At 44.5% G+C, this 13,482-nt stretch carries 13 protein-coding genes and 1 riboswitch; of the genes, 12 read left to right on the top strand and 1 reads right to left on the bottom strand.

Annotated elements, in window-relative coordinates:
- Position 1: 1 nt before the first annotated feature.
- The 6 genes from E2L07_RS00220 (at position 2) to E2L07_RS00195 (ending at position 6,652) form a co-directional block, all read left to right on the top strand.
- A complete protein-coding gene (locus tag E2L07_RS00220; protein WP_134228531.1) occupies positions 2–778 on the top strand; it encodes an enoyl-CoA hydratase in 777 nt (258 codons plus the stop codon).
- Between the two features lie 21 nt (positions 779–799).
- The gene (locus E2L07_RS00215) at positions 800–1,570 is read left to right on the top strand and encodes an electron transfer flavoprotein subunit beta/FixA family protein (protein WP_053430551.1); all 771 of its coding nucleotides are present in this window, start codon (positions 800–802) and stop codon (positions 1,568–1,570) included.
- A gap of 14 nt (positions 1,571–1,584) precedes the next feature.
- Positions 1,585–2,562, top strand: a complete 978-nt coding sequence (locus E2L07_RS00210) for an electron transfer flavoprotein subunit alpha/FixB family protein (protein ID WP_134228530.1) — start codon at positions 1,585–1,587, stop codon at positions 2,560–2,562.
- Positions 2,563–2,810: 248 nt separating this feature from the next.
- Positions 2,811–3,125, top strand: coding sequence for a thioredoxin (gene trxA / locus E2L07_RS00205; protein WP_010899242.1), 315 nt, complete (start codon positions 2,811–2,813; stop codon positions 3,123–3,125).
- A 123-nt stretch (positions 3,126–3,248) separates the two neighbouring features.
- Positions 3,249–5,024: an excinuclease ABC subunit UvrC gene (gene uvrC, locus E2L07_RS00200; protein WP_134228529.1), complete on the top strand. Its 1,776-nt coding sequence runs from the start codon at positions 3,249–3,251 to the stop codon at positions 5,022–5,024.
- 71 nt (positions 5,025–5,095) lie between these two features.
- Positions 5,096–5,287: riboswitch (Lysine riboswitch) on the top strand.
- A gap of 126 nt (positions 5,288–5,413) precedes the next feature.
- Positions 5,414–6,652 carry an aspartate kinase gene (locus E2L07_RS00195; protein WP_134228528.1) on the top strand — a complete coding sequence of 413 codons (1,239 nt, stop codon included), beginning with the start codon at positions 5,414–5,416 and terminating at the stop codon, positions 6,650–6,652.
- A 68-nt stretch (positions 6,653–6,720) separates the two neighbouring features.
- Here the strand turns inward: E2L07_RS00195 and E2L07_RS00190 are convergent, their stop codons facing one another.
- Complete coding sequence (locus tag E2L07_RS00190; protein ID WP_010899239.1) at positions 6,721–7,137, bottom strand: YslB family protein; 417 nt, start codon at positions 7,135–7,137, stop codon at positions 6,721–6,723.
- A gap of 115 nt (positions 7,138–7,252) precedes the next feature.
- Here E2L07_RS00190 and E2L07_RS00185 point away from each other — a divergent pair, with 115 nt between their 5' ends.
- From E2L07_RS00185 to E2L07_RS00160, 6 genes are all read left to right on the top strand, one after another.
- The gene (locus E2L07_RS00185) at positions 7,253–8,602 is read left to right on the top strand and encodes a TrkH family potassium uptake protein (RefSeq protein WP_134228527.1); all 1,350 of its coding nucleotides are present in this window, start codon (positions 7,253–7,255) and stop codon (positions 8,600–8,602) included.
- A 308-nt stretch (positions 8,603–8,910) separates the two neighbouring features.
- Positions 8,911–9,540: a succinate dehydrogenase cytochrome b558 subunit gene (locus tag E2L07_RS00180; RefSeq protein WP_010899237.1), complete on the top strand. Its 630-nt coding sequence runs from the start codon at positions 8,911–8,913 to the stop codon at positions 9,538–9,540.
- Positions 9,541–9,553: 13 nt separating this feature from the next.
- Entirely contained in the window at positions 9,554–11,323 is a 1,770-nt protein-coding gene (sdhA, locus tag E2L07_RS00175) for a succinate dehydrogenase flavoprotein subunit (protein WP_053430555.1), read from the top strand.
- A complete protein-coding gene (sdhB, locus tag E2L07_RS00170) occupies positions 11,320–12,075 on the top strand; it encodes a succinate dehydrogenase iron-sulfur subunit (protein WP_053430556.1) in 756 nt (251 codons plus the stop codon). Before sdhA ends, sdhB begins: the two co-directional genes overlap by 4 nt.
- A gap of 163 nt (positions 12,076–12,238) precedes the next feature.
- Positions 12,239–12,700, top strand: a complete 462-nt coding sequence (locus tag E2L07_RS00165; RefSeq protein WP_134228526.1) for an acyl-CoA thioesterase — start codon at positions 12,239–12,241, stop codon at positions 12,698–12,700.
- A gap of 135 nt (positions 12,701–12,835) precedes the next feature.
- Positions 12,836–13,453, top strand: a complete 618-nt coding sequence (locus E2L07_RS00160; RefSeq protein ID WP_166739998.1) for an NUDIX hydrolase — start codon at positions 12,836–12,838, stop codon at positions 13,451–13,453.
- The last annotated feature ends 29 nt before the right edge of the window (positions 13,454–13,482 follow it).

Below are 13,482 nucleotides of genomic sequence, written 5' to 3'. Positions count from 1 at the left end.
TGTGGAACCTTTGAAGCTTGCCATTGACGAAGGCGGTGTTGCGACGATTACGATTGCCCGACCGCCGGCCAATGCCCTATCTCGAAGGGTATTGGAACAGCTTGATCAGATTCTCACGCAGGTGGAAAAAGACGATCACGTACGTGTTATTCTCCTCCACGGGGAAGGACGATTTTTTGCAGCAGGTGCAGACATAAAGGAATTTTTGCAGGTGAAGGATGGCTCAGAATTTGCAGAACTAGCAAAGCAGGGCCAACGTCTTTTTGATCGAATGGAAGCGTTCTCAAAACCGATTATTGCGGCAATTCATGGGGCCGCCCTTGGCGGAGGGCTTGAGCTAGCAATGGCGTGTCACATTCGGCTAGCCACGGAAGATACGAAGCTCGGCTTACCAGAGTTGCAGCTCGGATTAATCCCAGGTTTTGCTGGAAGTCAACGCTTGCCACGTCTCGTTGGCCGAGCAAAAGCGTTGGAAATGATGTTGACGAGCGAACCGATCACTGGATCTGAAGCAAAAACTTTAGGTCTTATTAATTCCCTACATTCTGAGCAAACGCTCATCGATGATGCAAAAGCATTGGCGAAAAAAATCGCAGCAAAAAGTCGAATTACGACAGCGATGGTGCTTGAACTCGTTCAATACGCTTGCGACGACAAGTTCGTAGAAGGGTCTGAACGAGAAGCGGAGCTTTTTGGTAAAGCTTTCGACTCTGCGGATGGAAAGGAAGGCATTCAAGCCTTTTTAGAAAAGCGCAAGCCGAACTTTAACGATCAATAATTACTAGGGAGGGACTCATACATGAACATTTACGTATTAATGAAGCGTACTTTTGACACAGAAGAAAAGATTTCGATTAGCAGTGGGCAAATCGATGATAGCGGTGCAGAGTTCATTATTAATCCTTATGACGAATATGCGATTGAGGAAGCAATTGTTCTTCGTGACAAGCATGGTGGAGAAGTGACAGTCGTAACGGTAGGAGAAGAAGAAGCAGAAAAAGAATTGCGTACAGCCCTTGCGATGGGGGCAGATAAGGCGGTCCTTATTGATAGTGAAGAATTAGATGAACTGGATCAATATACTACAGCTACTTTGCTAGCAGCATATTTAAAAGATCAAGAGTTTGATATTATTCTCGGTGGAAACGTAGCGGTTGATGGAGGATCAGGACAAGTGGCTCCTCGTGTCGCGGAGCTGTTAGGCATTCCACAAGTAACGACGATTACGAGCTTGGACATTGAAGATGGGAAGGCGACAATCGTTCGTGATGTAGAAGGGGACGAAGAAACCGTTGCAGCGTCATTGCCATTGCTTGTAACAGCTCAGCAAGGGCTGAACGAGCCGCGCTATCCATCGCTACCAGGCATCATGAAAGCAAAGAAGAAACCACTTGAAACATTAGATCTTGACGACCTTGACCTCGAAGAAGAAGATGTGGAAGCAAAAACGACGACGCTTGATGTATTTCTTCCGCCGGAAAAAGGAGCAGGAAAGGTGTTAGAAGGGGAAGTCGAAGCACAGGTCAAAGAATTGGTTTCATTGCTTAAATCTGAAGCGAAAGTGATTTAACTGGAGGGGATCATATGGCTAGAAAAGTACTCGTAATTGGAGAAGTGCGTGACGGGGAATTAAGGAACGTCTCTTTTGAAGCGGTGGCTGCAGGAAAAGAAGTCGCAAATGGCGGTGAAGTAGTTGGTGTCCTTTTAGGTGAAAATATAAGCGATCTCGCAAATCAGTTAATCCACTATGGAGCCGATCGAGTCGTTGCTGTGAACCATCCTAATCTCGCCCAATATACGACAGATGCTTACCAACAAGCAATTTTACAAGTGCTGGACGTGGAATCGCCAGAAGCATTGATTTTGGGGCATACGTCGATCGGAAAGGATGTGGCGCCAAGAGTCGCGATGAAGCTAGGCGCTGGCTTAATTTCAGATGTAATATCAGTAGAAAAAGACGGGGACGAGATCGTCTTTACACGACCAATCTATTCAGGAAAGGCGTTTGAGAAAAAGAAAGTCAATGAAGGCATTATATTTGCCACGATTCGTCCTAACAATATTGCTCCATTAGAGCAGGATGCCTCTAAATCAGGCGATGTTTCCTCGTTAACGGTCGATATTAAGGATTTACGTACGACGATTCGTGAGGTTGTTCGCAAGGCGACTGGTGGGGTAGATCTATCGGAAGCAAAGGTAATCGTTGCAGGCGGCCGTGGGGTCAAGAGCAAGGAAGGCTTTGAGCCTTTACAAGAGCTTGCCGATGTCCTTGGAGCAGCGGTTGGTGCGTCCCGTGGGGCGTGTGATGCTGACTATTGCGACTACTCGCTACAGATTGGGCAAACAGGCAAGGTCGTCACCCCTGATCTTTATTTCGCCATCGGCATTTCCGGTGCGATTCAGCACTTGGCGGGGATGTCCAACTCAAAAGTAATCGTAGCGATTAACAAAGATCCTGAAGCGCCTATTTTTGAAGTGGCAGACTACGGTATTGTCGGCGATCTATTTGAAGTCGTACCGCTATTGACAGAAGAGCTAAAAAATGTTCTCGTATCAAGCTAAGGCTATGGAGAGCTGTCATTCGGCAGCTCTCTCTTCTTGTACCCGAAAAAAGACTCAAGCTCTGGCTGAAGTGCAAACTTCTTGAAAACATATAACAATTTCGGTAAAATGTTTGAAACACACGTTCAACGGATATGTTAAATAAGAATTTGCCGTCATGCCGTAAGCAAACTGTTCGCAAGTGATCTTCTGCGGTGGTATAATGCAAATTGTGAAGGAAAGTTGAACAACTTTGAGGAGGTTATCGAATGGCAATTGTAAATGTTACTGATCAAACGTTTGCTCAAGAAACAAGCGAAGGTCTTGTTCTTGCAGACTTCTGGGCACCGTGGTGCGGCCCTTGTAAAATGATTGCTCCAGTTCTAGAAGAACTTGATGGGGAAATGGGCGATAAAGTTAAGATTGCAAAATTGGATGTAGATGAAAATCAAGAAACAGCAAGCAAATTCAATGTAATGAGTATCCCAACGTTGATCGTTTTCAAAGACGGTCAAGTCGTGGATCAAGTGACTGGCTTCCAACCGAAGGACGCATTAGCTGAGCTTTTGAACAAACATCTTTAATTCAAAAACATCTGTCTCTCAGCATAGGGACAGATGTTTTTTCATGTTCCTATAGGAAGGGAACCCTGTTTACTTGAAAAAATACTCATTCTCCCCAACAATAAAGGGAGAGGTGGCGCTTAAATGAAAGATCATATTAAACAAAAACTCACCGTCTTGCCAGATCAGCCAGGCTGTTATTTAATGAAGGATCGTCAAGGCACGATCATCTATGTCGGAAAGGCGAAGGTGCTAAAAAATCGCGTTCGTTCTTACTTTACTGGAAGTCATGATGCGAAAACCCAACGCCTCGTCGGAGAAATTGCCGACTTTGAATACATCGTCACATCGTCGAACATCGAGGCGTTAATTTTGGAGATGAACTTGATTAAAAAACATGACCCGAAATATAACGTCATGTTAAAAGACGATAAATCGTACCCTTATTTAAAATTGACGAATGAGGAGCATCCGCGCCTAGTCACGACAAGAAAACTGAAAAAAGATGGTGGGAAGTATTTCGGTCCATATCCGAATGCGGGGGCAGCGAATGAGACGAAAAAATTGCTCGATCGATTGTACCCGCTGCGCAAATGCCGGACATTGCCAGATAAAGTTTGTTTGTATTACCACATTGGTCAGTGCCTAGCTCCTTGTGTATATGAAGTCACACCTGAGCAAAATGAACAAATGGTACAAGAAATTACTCGTTTTCTCAAGTATGGTCACAAGGAAGTGAAAGTAGAGCTCGAGAAAAAAATGCACAAGGCTGCCGAAGAGTTGAACTTTGAACGGGCAAAGGAATTGCGTGACACGCTAGGCTATATGGAAGCCGTTATGGAAAAACAAACGATGATGGTGAATGATCGTGTGGACCGTGATGTGTTTGGCTACGCATACGATAAAGGCTGGATGTGTGTACAAGTCTTTTTCGTTAGACAAGGGAAGCTGATTGAACGGGACGTATCGATCTTTCCGTTTTATAAGGAAGCAGAGGAAGACTTTCTCACCTTCATTGGGCAGTTTTATTTGCAAAAGGATCATATTAAGCCAGGGGAAGTGCTTTTACCTGCTGGGACGGATGCAGCCCTCGTAGAACAACTATTAGATGTATCGGTTCACATTCCGAAGAGGGGAAAGAAAAAAGAACTTGTCGATGTGGCGATGCGAAACGCGACGATGGCCTTGAAAGAAAAATTTGCCTTAATCGAGCGAAATGAAGAGCGGACGATCAAAGCAGTCGAACAGCTCGGCGAGGCGATGGGCATTCCGACGCCGTACAGAATCGAAGCGTTTGATAACTCAAATATTCAAGGAACGGACCCGGTTTCTGCGATGGTGGCTTTTATTGACGGAAAACCGAATAAGAAAGAATACCGCAAGTATAAAATCAAGACGGTAACAGGGCCTGACGATTATGAATCGATGCGGGAAGTGGTGCGACGCCGTTACGTTCGTCTATTAAAGGAGCAACGACCGCTGCCTGACTTAATTGTTATTGATGGGGGCAAAGGGCAAATTGCTGCAGCACAAGAAATTTTGCACGATGAGTTAGGCCTGAGCATTCCAGTCTGTGGGCTTGCAAAAGATGAAAAGCATCGCACATCCCAGTTGCTACTAGGTGATCCGCCGCAAGTCGTTTCACTGAAGCGGGATAGTCACGAATTCTACTTGTTGCAACGAATTCAGGACGAAGTTCATCGATTTGCCCTCACGTTCCATAGGCAAACACGGTCGAAAACGTTTTTCCAATCGGTGCTTGACGATGTCCCTGGGATCGGAGAAAAGCGGAAACGCCAACTTCTTAAACATTTCGGGTCAGTGAAAAAAATGAAGGAAGCTAGTATCGACGACTTTTTAGCCCTTAGCATTCCAAAGTCAGTAGCAGAGACGTTATACAACAAACTTCAAACTAAGTAAAAAAAGTTCTTGTCAGATTTCCAGTCATCTGATAAGATATTAACCAATTGAATAACCGCGCTTCAATTTGAAGTGATGGTAGAGGAGCGAAAACCAAGAGTACACAGTTTGAGAGAAATGAGAATCGTTGACGACTGTTGGAAAGGGGGATTCGCCGAAGTGCAGATCGGGTCTCATTCCCATTTGCGCTGGACCTATGTTGAATAAGCATAGGGCTGTCACAACACTAGCCCCAACTAGTGCTGTGGAGGACTATCTCACGTAGCTACGGGAATGTGCGCACGTTTTTATTTTCGTGTACAGTACGCAATGGTGAGGAGTTTTCCTGCTGTTGCGTTTTTGTTTTCTTTATGCGCGATTTCCAAGCGAAGAACAGAAAGGGGAAACCTATGTCAATCATTGTACAGAAGTATGGAGGCACGTCTGTTGGCTCCGTTCAACGAATTGAACATGTAGCGAACCGGATCATCGCAACGGCTGCTTCAGGAAAGAAAGTCGTTGTTGTCGTATCAGCAATGGGAAAGACGACAGATGAGTTAGTTGGATTAGCGAGCGAAATTACCGACGAACCGCGAAAGCGTGAAATGGATATGCTCCTAGCAACAGGAGAGCAAGTGACGATTGCGCTTTTGGCGATGGCCCTACATAAACGGGGACAGGAAGCGACATCGCTTACGGGCTGGCAAGCTGGGATGATCACAGAATCACACCATGGGAACGCTCGGATTTTGGAAGTGGAGAGAGCGCGGATGGATGAATTACTAGATAAAGGCCACGTTGTGATCGTCGCAGGTTTTCAAGGAATCGATCAACAAGGAGAGATCATGACCCTCGGCAGAGGCGGATCAGATACGTCGGCAGTCGCGATTGCCGCAGCTCTCAAGGCCGAACGATGCGAAATTTATACAGATGTGACAGGTGTATTTACAACAGACCCTCGGGTCGTGAAACAAGCGCGCAAGCTTCAAACGATTTCATATGATGAGATGCTTGAAATGGCGAACCTAGGGGCAAGTGTCCTTCATCCACGAGCGGTTGAATTTGCAAAAAATTATGAGATTCCGTTACTTGTCGCCTCGAGCATGGTAGATGAGCCAGGAACAATGATAGAGGAGGAAGGAACAATGGAACAAAATTTACTAGTACGCGGCATTGCCTTTGAAAATGATGTGACAAAAGTAACGGTGCACGGGTTACCAAATGAAATCCACACACTCCCGACCCTATTCGCCCATTTGTCGGCTGCGGGGATTAATGTAGATATCATTATCCAAAATCAAACAGATTCAGGAATGGCGATTTCCTTCTCGATTACGCAAAGCTCATTAAAAGAAACACTCGCTCGCCTAGAAGAATTAAAAGGGGAACTGTCGTTTCAAGGCATCGATTATGAAGAAGAGTTGGCAAAGGTGTCAATTGTCGGCTCTGGGATGGTATCCAATCCAGGAGTAGCAGCAAAAATGTTCGAAATTCTTGCAGCCAATGACATCGCGATCAAAATGGTAAGTACATCGGAAATAAAAGTGTCTGCTGTTATTGATGAGGAGTTAATGGTGTTGGCGGTTGAAATGCTCCATGAGCAATTTAAGCTTCATGAAGAGGAGCCTGCTGTTGCTGTTGAAGTTTAAAAAAACAACCAAAGGGTGACCACATGAATGTGAGTCACCCTATTATGTTTGAACGGTACTGAAAAAAATCAAACGCTGTCTCCTTTGTCTGTATGAACGTCGATTAAAACAGAGCCTCTTTTTCGGACATATGTAGCCTCAGCGATCGTTTCCGACCAGTTTTGAACGAGTTGGGCGAGGAACCCGGCTTCTAGCTGATAGCAGCGCTGATCTGATTTTGTCATCCACGGGCCTTGGAGTTCAAACGTGTATTCTTGCCGCTTTTGTTTCAGGATTGACAATTGACCCCAATTGGCTTTCTCAAAAAAAGCAAACGTTTCTTCCATTGTTTCAATCGGATGCTTGCGAGCTAATGATTTGCCAACCCAATACAATATGGCATCGTGCTCCGAACCGAGGATCTCGCGCAAAACATCGTTACGAAGTAGATCGTAACCAAATAATTGTACAGTTTCCATGGTTGTTTCTTGTTCTTTTGTACTCATAACTAATCCCTCTCTTCTGCTCCTTATATTATAAACTACTTTGTTGCCATTCTCTATAGATCGTCTATCCTGGACATGATATACTTAAGCGCGAGTGGTCGCGGAGGGATTTTTTATGAAATCAGCATTGAATCAATTTATGACCCCATTTCGAATGATTATGGTCTCATACATCATTGCGATGTTTTTATTTAGTGTGCTTTTATTTTTGCCTATTTCACAACAACCAGGGGTCAATCTTACGTTTTCGGAAGCGCTATTTACATCGGTTAGTGCCGTGAGTGTTACGGGTCTTACGGTCGTGAATGTTTCAGAAACCTATAGCTACATTGGGATCTTGTTTTTGGCACTTGCGATTCAACTCGGCGGAATTGGAATTATGACGCTTGGAACCTTTGTCTGGATGTTATTTGGAAAAAAAATCATCCTTTCTCAACGAATGCTCATCATGGTTGACCAAAACCAAAATCAGTTTTCAGGGTTAGTCAATTTAATGCGAGGCATTCTTCTTGTCGCGTTATCCATTGAATTCATTGGTGCGCTCATTCTTGGTACATATTATATTCGCTATTTCGATACGGTTGGAGAAGCTTATTATCAAGGAGCGTTTGCCGCCTTGAGTGCGTTCACCAATGCCGGGTTTGATATAACAGGAGAGTCGCTTATCCCATTTGCGGATGATTATTACGTTCAACTCGTAGCGATTTTGCTTATCTTTGCAGGAGCTATCGGGTTTCCTGTTCTCCTTGAGGTGCGCGCTTACTTTTCAAAGGAGAACCCGAACTTTACGTTCAGCCTATTTACCAAAATCACCACGACGACCTTTTTTGCCGTTTTTATTTTTGGAGTCATCGGTATTTGGGCCTTAGAAAAAAATCACTATTTCGTAGGACTTGAGTGGCATCAGCAGTTATTTACGGCTGTGTTTAATTCGGCTACGTCTCGTAGCGGTGGCTTGACGATTATGGACATTTCTGACTTAAGCTTGGCGACCTTGCTCTTCATATCAGGGTTGATGATCATTGGCGCTAGTCCATCCAGCGTGGGCGGAGGGATTCGGACGACGACACTTGCTGTCATGTTTTTGACGATCCGGAGCTTTGCTTTAGGTAAGCAGGATGTCAAAGTGTTTGGTCGTGAAATTCATCCAGAGGATCAACAAAAATCGTTCATCGTTATCTCGGTTTTTCTAGTGCTCTTATTTGCTGCAGTCATTATGATTTCAGCCTTTGAAAGAGGGAGTGCGATTCCGTTAATCGCGATTATTTTCGAAACAGCCTCAGCTTTCGGAACGTGCGGGCTCTCAATGGGGATTACAGATGAGTTGTCGCTACCGAGTCAGTTTATTTTAATGGTGCTCATGTTCATTGGGCGAGTAGGGCTCATTGCTTTCTTATTCTCGGTTCGCCGAAAAGAAACAAAAAGCTACTATAAATATCCTACGGAACGAATTATTATTGGGTAATCCGATTGGTTTTCTTAATATTAAGGGACAAAAGCCGCGAAAATAAAGGAAAGTGCAGAGGATTGATAATATTCAGTCTGTATACGTTTTCTTGACGCGGCTTTTCGTTGGGAGTACAATAATTTTGTCGGAAATTTTTCAAGAAAGTTTCTAAAACGTGTCACAAAAATGGTGCTGTTTTAATGAATGAAAGTGGACATGCTTAGGAGGTTTGGTGCGATACGAGAAATACAGAGAGGATGGGAGTTCGTTTGTAGTGGTTCAGAGTGAAAATTCAGGGTCAACAAAAACAGTGGGGGGAAATCGGTATGGCCGAAAATCGTGAGTTTTTCAATCGAAGACTGCATTCCTTACTAGGGGTCATTCCTATTGGAATCTTTCTAATTCAACACTTCGTCGTCAACCACTTTGCTACAGCAGGGGCAAGTGCATTTAACCAAGCAGCGCACTTCATGGAATCTTTACCGTTCCGCTATGCGCTTGAAATCTTCATCATTTTCATTCCAATTCTTTACCATGCTATTTATGGCCTTTATATAGCATTCCAAGCGAAAAATAATACAAGCCACTATGGCTACTTTAGAAACTGGATGTTCTTGCTGCAACGTATCTCCGGTGTCTTTTTGTTGATTTTTATCGCATGGCACGTTTGGGAGACTCGAATCCAAGCAGCGTTCGGTGCAGAAGTTAACTATGATATGATGGCCGACATTTTAAGCAATCCATTTATGCTTGTATTTTATATCTTAGGTGTTGTATCAGCGACATTCCACTTTGCTAACGGTCTATGGTCGTTCTTCGTCTCTTGGGGAATTACCGTATCACCACGTTCACAGCAAATCATGACATACGTAACTGTCGCCATCTTCTTCGCGCTAACATTTGTCGGAATCCGTGCAATCTTGGCGTTTATTAACCCGGACTTAGCAAACATTTAAGGAGTGAGTCGATATGAGTAAAGGAAAAGTCATCGTTGTCGGTGGAGGCCTTGCAGGTCTTATGGCAACTATTAAGGTAGCAGAGGCAGGCGTCCCGGTGGAGCTTTTTTCTCTCGTTCCTGTTAAACGGTCTCACTCTGTCTGTGCTCAAGGCGGGATAAATGGTGCTGTCAACACGAAAGGGGAAGGGGACTCTCCGTGGGAGCATTTTGACGATACTGTATATGGTGGAGATTTCTTAGCGAACCAACCACCAGTTAAAGCCATGTGTGATGCGGCGCCTGGAATCATTCACTTAATGGACCGTATGGGCGTCATGTTTAACCGAACAGCGGAAGGTTTGCTTGATTTCCGCCGGTTTGGTGGGACTCAACATCACCGTACCGCATTTGCGGGAGCAACAACTGGTCAGCAGTTGTTATATGCATTAGATGAGCAAGTACGTCGCCATGAAACATCTGGCCTCGTAACAAAGTATGAGGGCTGGGAGTTTACTTCAGCTATTATCGATGATGAAGGAATCTGTCGAGGCATCACAGCGCAAAACTTGAAAACATCTGAGTTCCAGAGTTTTTCAGCTGACGCTGTGATTATGGCAACAGGTGGTCCTGGAATCATCTTCGGAAAATCTACGAACTCTGTTATCAATACGGGGTATGCAGCAGCTAAGCTTTATGAGCAAGGTGTATATTATGCAAACGGGGAATTTATCCAAATTCACCCGACAGCGATTCCTGGGGATGATAAACTCCGCCTCATGAGTGAATCTGCTCGCGGGGAAGGTGGTCGTGTGTGGACATACAAGGACGGGAAACCGTGGTATTTCCTCGAAGAAAAATACCCGGCATACGGAAATCTTGTACCTCGTGATATCGCCACACGGGAAATCTTCCACGTTTGTGTCGACTTAAAGCTCGGAATTAATGGTGAAAACATGGTATACCTGGATCTTTCTCATAAAGACCCGAAAGAGCTCGATATTAAGCTTGGTGGAATCATTGAAATTTATGAGAAGTTCATGGGAGATGACCCACGTAAAGTACCTATGAAAATTTTCCCAGCGGTTCATTACTCAATGGGCGGCATGTGGATCGATTACGATCAAATGACAAACATTCCAGGCTTGTTTGCTGCAGGAGAGTGCGACTATTCGCAGCATGGGGCCAACCGTCTCGGAGCAAACTCTCTCTTATCAGCGATTTTTGGTGGAATGGTGGCTGGACCTAAAGCAGTTGAGTATATGAACGGTCTTGAAAAGTCTGCAGAATCCATGCCTTCGTCTTTATTTGAAGGTGAACTGAAGAAAGAACAAGAAAAATTCGATGACATCTTGAAAATGGATGGAAAAGAAAATGCGTACGTTCTCCATAAAGAGCTCGGTGAATGGATGACGGATAACGTGACGGTCGTTCGCTATAACGATAAGCTACTCAAAACGGATGAGAAGATTCAGGAGCTCATGGAACGCTATAAAAACATCAACATCAATGATACGGCGAAATGGAGCAACCAAGGGGCATCGTTCACCCGTCAGCTTGATGGTATGTTAAAGCTCGCTCGCGTGATCACGTTAGGGGCGTACAACCGTAATGAAAGCCGTGGAGCGCATTACAAGCCAGACTTCCCAGAGCGTAATGATGAGGAATTCCTCAAGACGACAAAAGCGAAATTCAACCCAGAAACGTTGGCGCCAGAGTTTGAATACGAGGAAGTGGATGTATCCTTAATCGAACCGCGTAAGCGTGACTACTCTCAAAAGAAGCAAGGAGCTGTTAAATCATGAGCGAAAACGTCGTACGTTTCATTATTACTCGTCAAGATGACCCAGATAGCAGTCCTTATGAAGAAGAGTTTCATGTCCCGTACCGTCAAAATATGAATGTCATTTCGGCTTTAATGGAGATTCGCCGAAATCCGGTAAACAGCAAGGGCGAAACGAGCACACCAGTTGCTTGGGAAATGAACTGCTTGGAAGAGGTTTGCGGAGCGTGTTCCATGGTCATTAACGGCAAGCCGCGACAATCATGTACGGCCCTAGTGGATCAACTGGAGCAGCCCATTCGCCTAGAGCCAATGAAAACATTCCCTGTGGTCCGCGACCTAGTCATTGACCGCAGCCGGATGTTTGACTCATTGAAAAAAGTAAAGGCATGGATTCCGATCGACGGAACCTACGATTTAGGTCCTGGTCCACGGATGGCAGAGTCGAAGCGTCAATGGGCGTATGAACTTTCAAAATGTATGACGTGTGGAGTTTGCTTAGAAGCATGTCCAAACGTTAACAGCAAGTCAGAATTCATTGGCCCAGCGCCGCTATCACAAGTTCGTCTTTTTAACGCCCACCCAACAGGCGAGATGAACAAAGAGGAACGACTCCAAGCGATCATGGGAGACGGTGGACTTGCGAACTGTGGAAACTCACAAAACTGCGTTCAATCATGTCCGAAAGGAATTCCGCTTACAACGTCAATTGCGGCATTAAACCGTTCGGCTACGTTGCAGTCGTTCAAAAACTTCTTTGGCAGCACAAACTAAGAAACTACTACCATGTTGGACGTTTGTAACGAGGCTTTCCTTCCATGAGGGAAAGCCTCGCTTTTTACACCTATAAAAAGGACAAAGAAGCGATTGTTTTGCTATAAAGACTAGGTGGTTTGAAGTTGAAAGGCTTTTGACTAATCAAAGGGGGAGTAAAGTAATGAGACTTCCAGCGTATATTGAACAGTTGGATTTATGGGAAGCGGAATTTCGTTTTTCAACATCTGTAAAGGTTCGCTTTTCAGAAACAGATGCGTTCGGCCATTTAAACAATACGAAAACATTTGTGTATTTTGAAGAAGCAAGGACCGATTTTTTTAAATCTCTAGGTTTTTTTAAGCTATGGACGAACCCGGAATACGAAGGAATGATTGTTGTTGCAGACTTGCAATGTGATTATCAACGACAAGTGTTTTTCGATGATCGCTTAACGGTATGGGTAAAGCCTGCAAGCATTGGTAGCTCATCTGTTGACCTCCATTATATGATCAAAAACAGCACTGGCCACATCTGTATGACTGGAAGAGGAACGGTCGTACAAGTGAGCAAAAAAACGGGAAAACCATTCCCATTGAGTGAAGAAATGAAGGATTCACTTCTCAATGCCAAGGGAGCAAACTAATTAAACAATACATACAACTTTAAAAGGGAGTCATACACGCTGTTTCTAAAACTATAAAAGGAATAAACGATAAGAAAACGATGCTTCCGCTTTAAGACTTAACGGTAAGCCAAGTTTGCTAAGGAGAGGATGACCATCGAACCCAAATGGTTGGAGTGGGCAAAACAACTACAGGCCATTGCTCAGGCAGGATTAACATATTCGAAAGATGTCTATGACCTGGAGAGATTTGAGCTACTTAGGGAGGTTAGTCTTGAAATCGTCGCTCATCATACGGAAGTAGACAGGAGAACGATCAAGGATTTGTTTGCTCATGAAACAGGCTATCCTACGCCAAAAGTTGATATACGTGCTGTCGTTTTTAAAGAGGAGAAGCTGCTCATGGTTCAAGAAACGAGCGATGGGGGCTGGGCATTGCCTGGTGGTTGGGGAGACATTGGCTTAACACCGAAAGAGGTGGCAGAAAAAGAAGTAAAAGAAGAGGCCGGGCTTGACGTTAAAGCAACAAAACTACTTGCTGTTTTTGACAAAGCTTGTCACCCTCATCCACCTTCACCGTATCATGTATACAAACTGTTTATCCAATGTGAAATTACCGGGGGTGTGCCGAAGAAAGGAATTGAAACGAGTGCAGTCGGCTTTTTTGCACAAGACGAGTTGCCATCTCTGTCGGTCGCGAGAAATACACAATCTCAACTCGACATCGCATTTAAACATAGATTGAATCCTGACACTCCGGTATATCTTGATTAATATCTCTGACATGTGAAGGAGGGAAGCTG

The sequence above is a fragment of the Halalkalibacterium halodurans genome, from assembly GCF_004376175.1.
GTDB classification, from domain to species: Bacteria; Bacillota; Bacilli; order Bacillales; family Bacillaceae_D; genus Halalkalibacterium; species Halalkalibacterium halodurans.
Note: the sequence above shows the minus strand (reverse complement) of the source record. Positions and strands in the feature narration are given on the sequence as shown.

Excerpts from the sequence above, each read along its gene's own strand:
- sdhB (WP_053430556.1), top strand. The coding sequence starts at position 11,320 with ATGAGCGAAAACGTCGTACGTTTCATTATTACTCGTCAAGATGACCCA.
- E2L07_RS00165 (WP_134228526.1), top strand. The coding sequence starts at position 12,239 with ATGAGACTTCCAGCGTATATTGAACAGTTGGATTTATGGGAAGCGGAA.
- E2L07_RS00190 (WP_010899239.1), bottom strand. The coding sequence starts at position 7,137 with ATGAGTACAAAAGAACAAGAAACAACCATGGAAACTGTACAATTATTT.
- sdhA (WP_053430555.1), top strand. The coding sequence starts at position 9,554 with ATGAGTAAAGGAAAAGTCATCGTTGTCGGTGGAGGCCTTGCAGGTCTT.
- uvrC (WP_134228529.1), top strand. The coding sequence starts at position 3,249 with ATGAAAGATCATATTAAACAAAAACTCACCGTCTTGCCAGATCAGCCA.
- E2L07_RS00180 (WP_010899237.1), top strand. The coding sequence starts at position 8,911 with ATGGCCGAAAATCGTGAGTTTTTCAATCGAAGACTGCATTCCTTACTA.
- E2L07_RS00210 (WP_134228530.1), top strand. The coding sequence starts at position 1,585 with ATGGCTAGAAAAGTACTCGTAATTGGAGAAGTGCGTGACGGGGAATTA.
- E2L07_RS00195 (WP_134228528.1), top strand. The coding sequence starts at position 5,414 with ATGTCAATCATTGTACAGAAGTATGGAGGCACGTCTGTTGGCTCCGTT.
- E2L07_RS00185 (WP_134228527.1), top strand. The coding sequence starts at position 7,253 with ATGAAATCAGCATTGAATCAATTTATGACCCCATTTCGAATGATTATG.
- trxA (WP_010899242.1), top strand. The coding sequence starts at position 2,811 with ATGGCAATTGTAAATGTTACTGATCAAACGTTTGCTCAAGAAACAAGC.
- E2L07_RS00215 (WP_053430551.1), top strand. The coding sequence starts at position 800 with ATGAACATTTACGTATTAATGAAGCGTACTTTTGACACAGAAGAAAAG.